The sequence below is a fragment of the Staphylococcus piscifermentans genome (genome assembly GCF_900186985.1).
Lineage (GTDB): Bacteria > Bacillota > Bacilli > Staphylococcales > Staphylococcaceae > Staphylococcus > Staphylococcus piscifermentans.
The window spans coordinates 1,277,276-1,292,134 of the sequence record NZ_LT906447.1 but is presented as its reverse complement, the minus strand read 5'-3'; the positions used below and the strand labels follow the sequence as shown (position 1 = coordinate 1,292,134).

The 14,859-nt window shown below is 37.2% G+C and carries 12 protein-coding genes; 6 read left to right on the top strand and 6 right to left on the bottom strand.

Annotation, left to right across the window (positions count from 1 at the left end; translation table 11 throughout):
* Nucleotides 1–76 precede the first annotated feature (76 nt).
* Nucleotides 77–682, top strand: coding sequence for a 30S ribosomal protein S4 (rpsD, locus tag CKV71_RS06000; RefSeq protein ID WP_095104767.1), 606 nt, complete (start codon nt 77–79; stop codon nt 680–682).
* Nucleotides 683–949: 267 nt separating this feature from the next.
* On the opposite strand, the gene CKV71_RS05995 is transcribed toward rpsD, so the two are convergent.
* Complete coding sequence (locus tag CKV71_RS05995) at nt 950–1,699, bottom strand: glycerophosphodiester phosphodiesterase (RefSeq protein ID WP_095104765.1); 750 nt, start codon at nt 1,697–1,699, stop codon at nt 950–952.
* Nucleotides 1,700–1,770: 71 nt separating this feature from the next.
* Between CKV71_RS05995 and CKV71_RS05990 the strand changes: the two genes are divergently transcribed.
* From CKV71_RS05990 to serA, 3 genes are all read left to right on the top strand, one after another.
* Nucleotides 1,771–2,211, top strand: coding sequence for an SACOL1771 family peroxiredoxin (locus CKV71_RS05990; protein ID WP_095104763.1), 441 nt, complete (start codon nt 1,771–1,773; stop codon nt 2,209–2,211).
* A 205-nt stretch (nt 2,212–2,416) separates the two neighbouring features.
* The gene (locus CKV71_RS05985) at nt 2,417–3,574 is read left to right on the top strand and encodes a pyridoxal-phosphate-dependent aminotransferase family protein (protein ID WP_095104761.1); all 1,158 of its coding nucleotides are present in this window, start codon (nt 2,417–2,419) and stop codon (nt 3,572–3,574) included.
* The gene (gene serA, locus CKV71_RS05980; RefSeq protein ID WP_095104759.1) at nt 3,567–5,159 is read left to right on the top strand and encodes a phosphoglycerate dehydrogenase; all 1,593 of its coding nucleotides are present in this window, start codon (nt 3,567–3,569) and stop codon (nt 5,157–5,159) included. Before CKV71_RS05985 ends, serA begins: the two co-directional genes overlap by 8 nt.
* Before the next feature lie 95 nt (nt 5,160–5,254).
* Here the strand turns inward: serA and CKV71_RS05975 are convergent, their stop codons facing one another.
* From CKV71_RS05975 to CKV71_RS05965, 3 genes are all read right to left on the bottom strand, one after another.
* Nucleotides 5,255–6,376: an HAD family hydrolase gene (locus CKV71_RS05975; protein ID WP_095104757.1), complete on the bottom strand. Its 1,122-nt coding sequence runs from the start codon at nt 6,374–6,376 to the stop codon at nt 5,255–5,257.
* Nucleotides 6,377–6,502: 126 nt separating this feature from the next.
* Nucleotides 6,503–7,987, bottom strand: coding sequence for an N-acetylglucosamine-specific PTS transporter subunit IIBC (gene nagE / locus CKV71_RS05970; RefSeq protein WP_095104755.1), 1,485 nt, complete (start codon nt 7,985–7,987; stop codon nt 6,503–6,505).
* Nucleotides 7,988–8,124: 137 nt separating this feature from the next.
* Complete coding sequence (locus CKV71_RS05965; RefSeq protein WP_095104753.1) at nt 8,125–8,733, bottom strand: lysophospholipid acyltransferase family protein; 609 nt, start codon at nt 8,731–8,733, stop codon at nt 8,125–8,127.
* Nucleotides 8,734–8,940: 207 nt separating this feature from the next.
* Between CKV71_RS05965 and CKV71_RS05960 the strand changes: the two genes are divergently transcribed.
* On the top strand, nt 8,941–10,131 hold the full coding sequence (locus CKV71_RS05960) for a S1C family serine protease (protein WP_095104751.1): 1,191 nt from the start codon (nt 8,941–8,943) through the stop codon (nt 10,129–10,131).
* 64 nt (nt 10,132–10,195) lie between these two features.
* On the opposite strand, the gene tyrS is transcribed toward CKV71_RS05960, so the two are convergent.
* Nucleotides 10,196–11,458 (bottom strand): tyrosine--tRNA ligase, encoded by a 1,263-nt coding sequence (tyrS, locus tag CKV71_RS05955; RefSeq protein ID WP_095104749.1) that lies wholly within the window; start codon nt 11,456–11,458, stop codon nt 10,196–10,198.
* 370 nt (nt 11,459–11,828) lie between these two features.
* Between tyrS and CKV71_RS05950 the strand changes: the two genes are divergently transcribed.
* Nucleotides 11,829–12,734: a biosynthetic peptidoglycan transglycosylase gene (locus CKV71_RS05950; RefSeq protein ID WP_095104747.1), complete on the top strand. Its 906-nt coding sequence runs from the start codon at nt 11,829–11,831 to the stop codon at nt 12,732–12,734.
* A 69-nt stretch (nt 12,735–12,803) separates the two neighbouring features.
* On the opposite strand, the gene CKV71_RS05945 is transcribed toward CKV71_RS05950, so the two are convergent.
* Nucleotides 12,804–14,471 (bottom strand): formate--tetrahydrofolate ligase, encoded by a 1,668-nt coding sequence (locus CKV71_RS05945; RefSeq protein ID WP_095104745.1) that lies wholly within the window; start codon nt 14,469–14,471, stop codon nt 12,804–12,806.
* Nucleotides 14,472–14,859: the final 388 nt, after the last annotated feature.

Below are 14,859 nucleotides of genomic sequence, written 5' to 3'. Positions count from 1 at the left end.
AACATATCTTAATAAGCATACAACACTCTTTTTTGTTTTTTCATAACAACTAAAAAACAAAAGGAGGAGTCTTATTATGGCTCGATTCAGAGGTTCAAACTGGAAAAAATCTCGTCGTTTAGGTATCTCTTTAAGCGGTACTGGTAAAGAATTAGAAAAACGTCCTTACGCACCAGGACAACATGGTCCAAACCAAAGAAAAAAATTATCAGAATATGGAATTCAATTACGTGAAAAACAAAAATTACGTTACTTGTATGGAATTACTGAAAGACAATTCCACAATACTTTCATCGAAGCTGGTAAACAATCTGGTGTTCATGGTGAAAACTTCATGCGCTTATTAGCTAGACGTTTAGACGCAGTAGTATATGCTTTAGGTTTAGCACGTACTCGTCGTCAAGCACGTCAATTAGTAAGTCATGGTCACATCGAAGTAGATGGCGGACGTGTAAACATCCCTTCTTATACTTTAAAACCAGGCCAAGTTGTGTCAGTTAGAGAAAAATCTCAAAAACTAGACATTATTCAAGAATCAGTTGAAATTAACAACTACGTTCCTGAATACTTAGACTTTGACGAAGAAAAATTATCAGGTACTTTCGTTCGCATTCCTGAACGCAGCGAATTACCAGCTGAAATCAACGAACAACTTATCGTTGAGTACTACTCAGGTAAATAATAACCAATCTAAAAGACCGCTCTCCTTATTCTGTAAGGAAGCGGTCTTTTTCACTTTGTATTTATTATTTCTTTTTTCTTTTCACGATTTGATAAATCGCTACTCCTACGATTACAATGATCCAACTAGCTAATTCTTTCTTGTCTTTAAATTTAATATTGATATCCATATCGATGTATTGAGGAAAGAAATCTAGGATTAGTACTTGATGTCTCTCGCTCTTCCTCCATTTATTTTGATAATTTAATTATACAATAGTTGATCTACTCAGTCTAAATCAAAATAATAATTCGGTCCATCGGTAATAATTCCGTCGACCCCTAAGTCTATGAGTTTTCGGATTTCATCAATATCATTCACAGTATATGGCAACACTTGCAACCCATGCAGATATGCCCTCTCTACAAATTTACGATTTACAAGCTGGTAATTAGGATTCACATATTGACAGTATTTGGCTATTTTATTGAAATTCGGCATGCGCATTAAGTATTTCTTTTTACTTAAAAGTAATCCTAGTTCGTACTCTTGTGTGATTTCCGCAATTTTTTGCATGCTCTTTTCATCAAATGACTGTATAATCACACGCTCTGGATACAAGCGGTATTCCTTTAATTCTCTTAATAATATTTCCTCGATATTAGGATATTGACTTGGCTTTTTAATTTCAATCAGCAAAGTAATGTCATACGCTTGAATCAGTTTGACCACTTCACCGAAAGTCATGATATGAGTACCTTCGAATGTACTATCCTTCCATGAACCGAAATCGTAGCTTTTCAATTCATCTAAGGTATAATCTTTTACATAGCCTGATCCATTAGAAGTGCGATCAATTTTATCGTCATGGATGACCACTAATTCTTGGTCTTTGGTTAAATGCACATCTATCTCTAACATGTCTACGGATGCATTTAACGCGGCTTTATAAGCTAAGAGTGTATTTTCAGGATAATCTATATTAAAACCGCGATGTGCGATTATTTTCAGTTCTTCATCAGGTTTAATTTTTTGCATGCTTGCTCATCCTTTTCATAGAATATACTTTAAAATCAATTTATCATAGTTATTTGGGAGGTCAAAGAAAAATGCCGAATCATGATTTTATTGTTGCCACGCAATGGAGTGGCGGACGCGACGAAGTTGGCCGTGTAACTGGAGATGTTATTAATGAAGAAATTTCAATTCCAGCCTCTTTAGGCGGTCAAGGAATTGGAACTAATCCTGATGAAATGCTCGTGGCTGCTGCTTCTTCATGCTATATTATTTCTTTAGCTGCGGCTTTAGAACGTGCACGCTTCACATCTATTTCTATCAACCAACAATCTATAGGGACTGCTTCTTTAGAAAATGGAAAGTTTAAAATGGAACGTATTACACATCAACCACAAATTTCTGTAAATAGTACTGAAAAAGCACAACTAGAAAAACGCCTCGACTCTTTATTAAAAATTGCAGATAATAACTGTATGATTTCAAATTCTATTCGAGGAAATGTGGAAATTAAAATTGAACCGACTGTATTGTAACTTTTTAGGGAGTGGGATGTTTGTTATTCCATCCCCTTTTTACTTCTTCCCTCTCTCTGAATCTTTCTTTTTACAAAAGAAAACGATTTCATCTTATAAGTGTGTTAATTTGTCGTAAATCTTCTATATTTACACTGAAATTCACTTCCTTATTTTCAGAATATTTGATAAAATGAAACAATCTTGTTGTTAGGGGGAAATCTTTATGTATCATCATCCATTGTTATTAACACCGGGACCGACTCCGATTCCGGAACGTATTCAACGTGTCATTAATGAACCTATGATTGGACATCGTACTAAAGCATTCGAAGCGGTTGCTGAAAAGGCTTATAAAGGGTTGAAGCCTGTTTTCGGTTCGAAAAATGATGTCTTGATTTTTACTTCAAGTGGCACGAGTGCGTTAGAGGCAAGTATGGTAAATCTTCTTAATGCAGATGACCATGTTGCTGTTATTGTATCAGGCGCTTTCGGTAATCGTTTTAAACAAATTGCTGAAACTTATTTTAATCATGTTCACGTCTTTGAGGTCGCTTGGGGTGAAGCGGTTAATGTGGCATCGTTTATAGACTTTTTAAATGACTTACCCGCAAACGTCACTGCTGTTTATACACAGTACTGCGAAACTTCCACTACGGTAGTCCACCCTATTCATGATTTAGGAGAAGCTTTACATCAACATTATCCTGAAACTTATTTTGTTGTGGATGGTGTAAGCTGCGTAGGTGCGGTAGACGTCAATTTAGAACGTGATCATATCGATGTCTTGGTTGCCGGCAGTCAGAAAGCAATGATGTTGCCTCCTGGTCTAGCCTTTGCAGCTTATTCAGACAGAGCGGGCAAACGTTTTGCAGAAGTTAAAACACCGAGATTTTATTTAGATTTCAATAAGTATATTGCTTCTGCTGAGAAAAACTCAACGCCGTTCACACCGAATGTCAGCTTCTATAAAGGAGTCGCTGCATATGCAGAGCTGGTTGAAGATGAGGGCTTCAACAATGTAATCGAGCGCCACTATATCATTAGAGATGGACTTCGCGCTGCATTGAAAGCGTTGGATTTACCGCTTCTTGTAGACGACGAACATGCTTCACCTACTGTTACAGCATTTGTTCCTCCTACTGTCGAGGAAGTCTCAGCGATTAAAAATGCTTTATTAGATCGTTTTAATATTACTATTGCAGGTGGGCAAGGTAAATTAAAAGGAAAGATTTTACGTATCGGTCATTTGGGCATGATTGATACTGCTGATATCTTGCAGTGTGTGAGCGCTTTAGAAGTTATCCTTTCAGAATTACGTAATGAATCTTATATTGGTAGAGGTACACAAGCTTATTTAGAGGTGGTTAAAGAATATGTATAAAATCTTAGTCTCTGATCCTATTGCTGAAGAAGGATTACAAACATTATTAGATGATGAGCAATTTGAAGTAGATATTGATACTGGATTATCTCCAGAAGCTTTAATTGAAAAAATTAAAGATTATGATGGCTTAATTGTCAGAAGTCAAACGCAAGTGACAGAAGATGTCATTGAAGCTGCTGATAATTTAAAAATTATTGCACGCGCTGGTGTGGGCGTTGATAATATTAATAGAGATGCAGCAACTAAACGCGGTATATTGGTCATTAATGCGCCGGATGGCAATACCATTTCTGCCACTGAGCATTCAATGGCTATGATATTAGCAATGGCTCGCCAAATCCCTACTGCGCATCAATCGCTTAAAGAAGGAAAATGGAATCGCTCTGAATTTAAAGGAACAGAACTTTATCACAAAACTTTAGGTATTATCGGAACTGGACGTATTGGTCTTGGTGTGGCTAAACGGGCTAAAAGTTTCGGTATGAAAATCATCGCCTTTGATCCGTATTTAACTGCTGAAAAAGCAAAAGAATTAGATATCGAGCGTGCAAGTGTCGATGAAATTGCGCAGCAAGCTGATTTTGTAACTGTTCATACGCCACTTACTGCTAAAACTAAAGGTATGGTCGGCAAAGAATTTTTCGAACAAGCAAAGCCGCAATTACAAATTATTAACGTAGCACGCGGCGGTATTATTGACGAAGAGGCCTTAGTAGATGCTTTAGACCGCAATTTAATCACTAGAGCGGCGATTGATGTATTTACACATGAACCGGCTACTGATTCGCCTTTAACTAAGCATGACAAAGTTATTGTGACACCTCACTTGGGTGCTTCAACAGTAGAAGCACAAGAGAAAGTGGCTGTGTCAGTCGCAAATGAAATTGCGGAATTCTTCCATACTGGTAACGTCCGTCATGCGGTAAATGCACCAAAAATGATTTTCGGAGAAGAAGACGCCGAATTAAAAGATTACCTTGATTTGTGTGACATGGCCGGCAAAGTAGCGATTCAATTACTTGGGAAAGCACCGCGTGAACTCAAAATTAAATTCAGCGGTGAGTTGGTAAAAGAAGATACGAATATACTTACACGCACTATTGCCAAAGGCGTATTATCACAAGATTTAGGAGAACGCGTCAATCTAGTTAATGCTTTATTCTTATTAAATGAACAGAATGTAGTGTATAACGTAGAAAAAGATGCGAAATCTCGCTCTTTCAACAACTATATTGAATTAACAATGGTGAATCGAGATCAAGTCGTTACTGTCGGAGCAACCGTATTAAATGGTTATGGGCCTCGTATTGTAAGAATTAATGATTACCCTGTTGATTTCAAACCTGCAAAATATCAATTGGTTATCAATCATACAGACCGTCCGGGAATTGTAGGCAGAACCGGTCAAATTTTAGGAGAATATGATATCAATATTGCATCTATGCATTTAGGGCGTGCTGAAGAAGGCGGAGATGCCATGATGATTATTTCTGTTGACCATACGGTTTCTGAAGACATTATAAAAGCCCTCTTCCAAATTGACGGCTTTAAATCTATTCAGTTTGTAGATTTAAGTAAATAAGTAACAGTAAATATTTACTAAATATAGATAAAGAGAGTTAGAACAAAGCAATGTTCTAACTCTCTTCGCTATTTCTCACTCGTATTTTTCAATCTTTATAATAATATTTTTCGGATATCTAATACATTATTCACGATATAATCTGCATGATGTGCTTTCAATTCGCTTTTTGCCTCTTTACCTTTCAACCCGGTCAGCGTTCCTATAAAGGTTGCGCCTGTTACATCGGCACTGAATAAATCTGCCAAAGAATCACCTACAATATAAATATCTTCTGATGAGAAAACATTCTCTTGATTCTCAGCATATTCTTGATAATGCGATGCATCGTTTCCATTATAAGCGGTAATATAACTGAATGGATTGGGTTTTCCTAAAGGTTTCAACTTAGGAAATTGTTCTTCCGCCATCAACACTTCAGAAGCCGTCGCAATATGATGTTCATCAAAATATCCGGCTAGTCCTTTATCTTCAAAAGGTACTAGTGTTTCAGTTCTAGGACGTCCAGTTGCAATGGCAAGTTGATAGCCTGCTGACTTTAAGTCTTTAAGCAACGTTTGAATTTGCTCAATTGATGCCAGTTCTTCTTCTTGATAAATATACCCTGTCTTAAAATCACTGCGCGGTAATTTATCCTCTACTTTCCGATATAAACGACATCCTAAATACCATTCTTGATAGACCTCTTGTGCAATTTCCCATAAAGGACTACGTATTTCAAATAGTTCTGTATGTGTCGTTTCTAATTCTTGTTCAGCATATTTTCTTAAATCGCGATAAATTTGTGATTTCCCCGCTTCTGCATTTTCCATAAAATGAAGCGGTTTGATAAAATCTAAATTTCTGTCGCTCACCAATGCACCTAATTCTTGAAGCGTCACATCTGTAAAAGGATGAGCCGTTAAAAATGAAGTTCTTTCTTCTGGTGATACTTGTTTCAATAATTCTATCAAATGGATAGAGAGTGTGATAAAGAGCATATCCCAATTAGAATTTAGCCCCCTGGATTTCATAGCATTCAAAATCCTATCTTGATCAAATACTACTTGGCGTATTAAATTAATTTCGCTATTCGTTATTTTGTTAAAATTAACTGTCGGCATTAACTTCAAAAATTGATTGCTCATCAATATTTCATATACGGTTAATGCTGAGACATCGAAACAGCGTTCTTCACTTAAAAATACACCGTCCACATCAAATAATACTGCTTTCATAATTTACGCACCTACTTCAGAAAATTCAGATTAATGAGTATCATTATACAAATGAATACTTAAATAAGCAATAGAGCGAAGTAAACCTTTAGAAAAGATTTATACTCCGCTCTGCTGTTATTTCATTTATTGTTGTTCTAATTGCTGTTCTACTTCATCTGCTACTTGCTGCACATGAGTCCCTATAATGACTTGAACATTGTGTTGTCCGCTTGTCGTTATGCCTACCGCACCTGCTTGAGTGATTTTATTTTCATCTAATTTATGGACATCTTCTACTTCTAAGCGTAATCTTGTCGCACAATTCGTCAACGATCTAATATTCTCTTTTCCGCCGAGACCGTCAATAATTTGAGCAGACATACTCTCATATTTACGTGGCTCTCTCTTAGGGTTTTCTTTTTCCATAGTAGAAGTTGAAGGGGTTTCTACTACAGGATCACCAATTTCGTCTTCTCCGCGTCCAGGTGTATTCAAGTTGAAGATTTGAATGACTGCTCGGAACACAACATAGTAGATGATAAAGAATACGACGCCTTGGACCATGAGCATCATTGGATGGTTGGCCACTGGGTTTAAGAGTGACAGTACAAAGTCGATAAGTCCGGCGCTGAATGCAAAGCCTGCTGTCCAATGGAAGATAGCAGCTATCATGAGTGATAGACCGGTAAGTATTGCGTGAATAACGAATAGCATAGGTGCTACAAACATGAATGCAAATTCAATGGGTTCAGTCACGCCGACAAAGAAGGCTGAAATGGAACCAGCGAGCATTAATCCTGCTACGCGTTTCTTCTGTGTCGTCTTAGCTGTATGATACATTGCTAGTGCTGCAGCTGGAATACCGAACATCATGACTGGGAAGAAGCCAGCCATATAGCGGCCTGTTATGCCTTTAACTGCTCCATGTCCGGTTTGGAATTTAGCCACATCGTCAATTCCAGCGAGGTTGAACCAAAATACAGAGTTCAAGGCATGATGCAATCCTGTTGGAATTAATAAACGGTTAAAGAAGCCGTATAAGAAGGCGCCAAATGGTCCAAAGTTAATAATCCACTTCCCGAATGCAACTATAGCATCATACACAAACGGCCAGACGAAAAAGAAAATGATGGCCAGTATGGATGAAAAGAGCGCTGTCATAATCGGTACTAAGCGTTTTCCGCTGAAAAAGGACAGTGCGGTGGGTAATTCAGTGCTGCTGAACTTATTATAAGAATAAGCGGCAATTAAACCGACGATCAGTCCTACAAAGACATTTTGTCCATTCATAGCGGTAAATGCCTCATTGAGACTACTTTCTTTGATGTGGAGCACTTCTGTAAGCTTTTCTGGAGAAAGTACACCAGTTACGACAAAGAAACCAACTACTGCTGCCAAGGTGACGGCCCCATCATTTTTCTTGGCCATGCCAAGTGCTACCCCTATGGCAAAAAGGATACCGAGATTTTCCATAATTACAATTCCGCAGTTGAAAATAAATTGACCTATTGTGGAATTTGCTTGAAAGGCTTTGATAGCATTACCTATTCCGATCAGTATTGCGGCTGCGGGCAAAACTGCAACCGGCAACATCAGCGAGCGTCCTAAACGCTGTAAAAAGTTATACATTTGCTTCACCTTATTTCTATATATTTAAGTATGTATGAAAACGCTTAATTAAAAAGTTTGAAAAAAGACGCCTTTCGTGATGTTTATCAATACTGATTTTATATAACACCGAGAAAAGACGCCGTCTGAAATATATTTTATTTCAATTGATTCAGTTCTTGCTGTAATGCTCGTGTACGCTTTGTGACTTCTTGCGTAATATAGTCTACTTTTTCATTACGTTTCTTTAAATGGTCCGGCAAATTAGCGGTATCAATCGGTTCTCCAAATTTGATGTGCGCTTTGCCTGTAACTAATCCTATAATTTTATCCGGACCTACATATGCTGCGGGTACAATCGGAACTTTTGCCAACATCGCAATCGTTGCTGCACCACGTTTCAATGGTGTTTCTTCTGTAGTTCTGTGGCCGGCTGGGAACATGCCGATTGTTTTATTCTTTTTCAATAAATTAACTGGTGTTTTAATCGTACTTGGGCCTGGATTTTCACGATCAACCGGAAAGGCGTTCAGTGATTTTAAAAAATTGCCAAATAATTTATTATTAAAAAGTTCTTTTTTAGCCATGTAATGAATTTGATTTGGATAAAGAGCCATTCCTAGCATAATAACCTCATTATAGCTTTCGTGATTACATGTTACGACATAACGATGTAATTGCGGTACATTTTCTTTGCCATAGACGTTGAGTGATTTACACTTTTTGACTAATATCCAATACAGAATGCTGCTGATAAATTTATACATTTTGTCACCTACTATATTGAATGTTTACTACTCAAATTTTATCATTATGCTTTCATGACAACAAGTTAATTCGCAAGCCTTTCTTTTCTTTTTTTACTTAAATTAAAGAATAAAATGACATCCTATTAATGAAATATTATCAAATTACTAGAATTAAATGCCAAATCATTAGATAATATCATTAAGAAAATTAAATGGAGGTTTAGGATGACAGATTACGACAATCGAAATGGTCAGCACAGACCCTCGCCTAGAAACAGATTCCCTTGGTTCCGTGTTGTTTTAATCGCCTTACTCTCAGGTATTATCGGAGCGCTTCTCGTATTAGGTGCGGTTAAACTCGGCGGAATGCTAACCAATCATGCAAATGAAGGATCCCAAGTAAATGAATCTACGCAAACTAAAGGCGGAAATGTGCTTGATGGAAAAAGTGAAAAATATAAAACAGTCAATCAAATGTTGAATGATGTCTCACCCACTATAGTAGGTGTCATTAATATGCAAAAGGCTCAAAGCTTAGAAGACTTCTTTAATGGCAGTGCTGGGAAGTCGCAAGAAGCGGGTATCGGTTCTGGAGTTATTTACCAGAAATCTGGCCAAGGCGCATATATTGTAACCAATAATCACGTGGTCGACGGTGCGAGTGAAATTAAAGTGCAATTACATGATTCTAAGCAAGTGAAAGCCAGATTAATCGGTAAAGATGCTTTAACTGATATTGCGGTACTTAAAATTGATAACGCACCCGGCACTAAAGCAATCAACTTTGCTGACTCTTCAAAAGTCAAAACTGGAGACAGTGTCTTCGCAATTGGTAACCCTTTAGGATTAGAATTTGCGAACACTGTAACTTCTGGTATCATTTCAGCTAATGAACGTACCATTGATACAGAAACTTCTGAAGGTTCAAATAAAGTAAATGTGCTGCAAACAGATGCGGCAATCAACCCAGGTAACTCTGGAGGTGCTTTAGTCAATATTAATGGTGATTTAGTGGGTATCAACTCAATGAAAATTTCCAGCGATCAAGTTGAAGGAATCGGCTTTGCGATTCCTAGCAACGAAGTGAAATTAACAATAGAACAACTTGTTAAACACGGGAAAGTTGACCGCCCTTCTATCGGCGTAGGATTAATTAATTTAAGTGATATTCCTGAACGCTATAAAGACGATTTGCATACTGACCGCACGGATGGCGTTTATGTCGCGAAAGTTTCACATCAAGATGAAATTAAGAAGGGCGATATTATCATTAAAGCTGATGGGAAAGCCATTAAGGATGATGCATCGCTACGTTCTTATCTGTATGCGAATAAAAAACCTGGAGAATCAATGAAGATTACTGTACTCCGTGATGGTAAAGAAAAAGAAGTCACAGTAACACTTGGTAAAAAATAGAGAGCAGAACAAAAGAGCTTTGATCCTATTTGAAAATAGGTAATCAAAGCTCTTTTAATATTAATTATTGATATTTAACCATAAAGTATTTTTTCTTACCGCGTCTCACAATCGTGAATTCGTTATCAATTTTATCTGCATTTGAAATCTCATATTTCAAATCTTGTTGGCGTTCTCCATTAATATAAATTGCACCATTGGATACATCTTCTCTTGCTTGTCGTTTTGAAGAAGAGATTCCCGCTTCTACAATAAAGTCTACAATATTAGTTGTTTCATTGCTGACCTCAGCTTGCGGCACATCTTTAAAGCCTTGACGCAACTCTTCGCTACTCAATTCTTTTAAGTTACCTTTGAATAAAGCTTCAGAAATACGAATGGCATCTTGTAACGCATCTTCACCATGAATGAAGCGTACTACGTTCTCAGCCAATGCTTTTTGTGCTTCACGTAAATGGGGTGCTTCTTCTTTAGACTGCTCTAAGCGTTCAATTTCTGCTTTATCTAAGAATGTAAAGTACTTCAAGAATTTAATAACATCTGCATCAGAAGTATTAATCCAGAATTGGTATAATTCGTAAGGACTTGTTTTATCAGCATCTAACCAAACAGTTCCCGCTTCGGATTTACCGAATTTTTTACCGTCTGCTTTTGTTACTAATGGAATAGTGATGCCGTAAGCCTCAGTTTGACCATACATGCGACGCATCAATTCAATACCACTAGTGATGTTGCCCCATTGGTCTGAACCACCGATTTGTACTTTACAATTGTATTCGCGGTTTAAATGACCGAAATCGATCGCTTGTAAAATCATATAAGTAAATTCAGTGTAAGAAATACCATTCTCTAAGCGTGATTGTACAGAATCTTTACCCAACATATAGTTCACACCTACATGTTTGCCGTAATCTCTTAAGAAATCAATAAGAGAAATTTGTCCTAACCAATCACGGTTATTCACTAATTGCGCAGCTTCTTTACCAGAGAAATCAAAGATTTTATCCATTTGTGCTCCGATACCGCGTACATTATGTTCAACTTGTTCTTCGGTTTGTAAAACACGTTCATCTGTTTTACCAGATGGGTCACCGATCATTCCAGTTCCCCCGCCGATTAACACAATCGGTTTGTGACCGTGTTCTTGGAAGCGTCTTAAAGTCAATAACGGTAATAAGTGCCCGATATGCATACTGTCAGCAGTCGGGTCTACACCGCAATACAAAGTGACTTGCTCTTTGTTTAAAATATTTTCTAATCCTTCAGCGTCTGTTTGCTGATACACGAGTCCACGCCATTCTAAGTCTTGAAGTAATTCATTTGTCATTCTTCGTTTCCTCCTTATTTTCATCACATTTATCTATATGTTTCAGATTGTTGAAAAATAAAAAACCCTTACAGCTTATTGACTGTAAGGGCGCATTAATGCACGGTACCACCATACTTGAGGTTAACTTTAATTAATGATACGTACATTAAATCAAACGTTGGATACTTAATAATTCATAAGGTACCAGGTGTATTCGCTCATTTGCTGTTGTTAGTTCGCAGCCCCCACTAACTCTCTGAAAACAGCTCAATCAGTTACTTTTCCTTATCCAAAAACATATAATTTTAACTTCAGTATAATGAACACCTAATTAAAAGTCAACTTCAATTCAATTATGATATACTAATTTTAATATTGGAGGTAGATCATGGAAAGACCGCAACCTGGACAATCTGCCACTTCCAAATCACTCATATTATTTGAGGTTTGGTATAAGCGGATTAAATATTTCTTTGTAGGTATATTTGTCATTATATTACTCGTCTTTAGTTTAGCATTTGGTCTTTTATTTGGTTTTTTTATGAGTATGACCACGCATTCTGAAAATATGACAGATACTCATTTACGTGCACTCGTCTTAAAGGTGCCAGGTGATGAACAAATCAATTATAAAAAGAAAGACTTTTTACAGCAGTATGATGCATCGTTAAACCCTTTATTAGTCGGACCAGAAAGCGTCAATGCGAAGATACCTAAAGCATTAGTAGCTTCAGAGGATTCTCTATATTATAAACACGACGGTATATTGCCAAAAGCGCTTTTAAGAGCCATATTCCAAGATATCTTTCGTACTGAAGCTTCTTCAGGCGGTAGTACTATTACACAACAAGTTATTAAAAACCAAGTGCTTAATAATGAGAAGACTTATAATCGCAAGGCCAATGAAATCGTCCTTGCCTTGAAACTTGAACGGATTATGTCCAAGGAAGAAATTATGTATATTTATTTAAACATCGTTCCTTTTGGCCGAGATTACAACGGTGATAATATAACTGGCATTGCTTCAGCATCTTATAGTTTATTCGGCAAACCGCCAAGTGATGTTAATTTACCCGAAGCAGCTTATCTGATTGGATTAGTCCAAAGCCCCTATACGTATACGCCTTATTATGATGATGGCACCTTGAAGAAGGACTCCGATTTAGAGATTAGCTTAAGAAGACAGCATTACGTATTATGGCGCATGAAAGTCGAAGGTGTCATCACTGAAAAAGAATTCCATAAAGCTGAACAGTTCAATATTAAAACGCATCTAATGACAAAAAGACCCTGAAACAAACGGTAATCATATTAATGATTCCGTAATTGTTCCAGGGTCTTGCTATAAATCTTTATATACTAATTAGAATAATCCTTTAGCATGTCCGTCGTCAGTAACGTCCATATTAAGTGCTGCTGGTTTCTTAGGAAGACCAGGCATTGTCATAATTGCGCCAGTTAAAGCTACAATGAAACCTGCACCTGTTTTAGCTTGCAATTCTCTGATTGTAATTTCAAAGTCATCTGGTGCACCCAAACGATCTTTATCATCAGTAAATGAGTATTGAGTTTTAGCCATACAAACAGGATAGTTATCCCATCCATTGTCTTTAATTTGTTTAAGTTGTTTTAAGGCAGCATTAGTAAAGGTTACTTTTTTACCACCGTAAATACTTGTAACCACTTTTTCGATTTTTTCTTCGATTGGCAAGTCAAGATCATAAGTATGTTTGAAGTCGTGTTTTTCATTCAAGACTTCTTGAACTTGTTTTGCTAAAGCAACGCCGCCTTTACCGCCTTTTTCCCATACTTCAGTTAAAGCGATACGCACGCCGTTTTCTTTTGCCCAATCTTCGACAACTTGTTCTTCAGCTTTTGTATCAGAAACGAAAGCGTTTAAAGCAATAACAGGCTCTACTCCGAATGAGCGGATATTTTTAACATGTCTTTCTAAGTTTGCTAAACCGTCTCTTACCGCTTCAACATTTTCTTCTTTCAAATCATCTTTAGCTACGCCGCCATGCATTTTCAATGCACGAACTGTAGCAACTACGACTGCAGCACTTGGCTCAAAGCCAGCTTTACGTGCTTTGATATTCATGAATTTTTCAGCTCCTAAATCAGAACCGAAACCAGCTTCAGTTACTACTACATCTGCAAGTTTGCGAGCAGTTTCAGTAGCAATAATTGAGTTACAGCCATGAGCGATATTAGCAAATGGTCCGCCATGAATTAATGCTGGTGTACCTTCAATAGATTGTACTAAGTTAGGTTTGATAGCATCTTTCAAGATCATGGCAAGCGCGCCTTCAACTTTTAAATCTGCAACAGTGACAGGTTTGCGATCACGTGTGTAACCGATAGTAATATTGGCAATACTTGATTTCAAATCTTTCAATCCAGTACTTAAGCATAAAATAGCCATAATTTCAGAAGCAACTGTGATATTGAAACCGTCTTCTCTTGGTACACCTTGTGTAGGACCGCCCAGCCCGACAACTACCTTTCTTAATTCACGGTCATTCATATCAAGCACACGTTTCCATTCGATACGGCGTTGATCAATGCCTAATTCGTTACCTTGATGAATATGGTTATCAATAAATGCTGCTAAAGCATTGTTTGCTGTCGTAATTGCATGGAAGTCACCGTTAAAATGCAAGTTGATATCTTCCATTGGCAATACTTGTGCATAGCCGCCGCCAGTTGCGCCGCCTTTAATACCGAATACTGGACCTAACGCAGGTTCACGCAATGCCATCATGACATTTTCGCCTAATTCATGAAATGCGTCAGCCAACCCTACTGTTACTGTAGATTTACCCTCGCCTGCTGGTGTTGGACTCATAGCCGTTACAAGTACAACTTTACCTTTCTCTCCATTGTCTTTCAGCTTGTTAATATCAATTTTCGCTTTATAATGCCCGTATTGTTCTAAGGCATCTTCAGGAATACCGATTTTTTCAGCAATTTCTGTGATAGGTTGGATTGTAGCTTGATTCGCTATGTCTAAATCTGATAAATGAGTCAATTCATTCAGCCCCTTACTAAAGTAATAAAAATTACAGTATCGACCACTGTCTGTTAAGCAGTTTTCATTTGGTGCCACAACAACTTTATTCCCTCAATAACAAAGCCGTTGTCTGCAATACACTTGCTTTGGTGAAAATTGCATTGACAGGCACTGTTTCAACTGTAGGAAAAGCTTTTACATGTCTAATCATAACGAATTATATATTTATTGTCGAACATATTCATCAATTATTTTTTAGTTATCTTACTTTTGATGTAAAAACTCCAATTAAAATACTCTATAATAATTTTATTGTATTTTATCCACATACTATGCAAGCGTTTACAATTGCTTTAGACTCCGCTGTGGTAAGATTTTATTTTTATGGAATGAAAAACTAAATCGA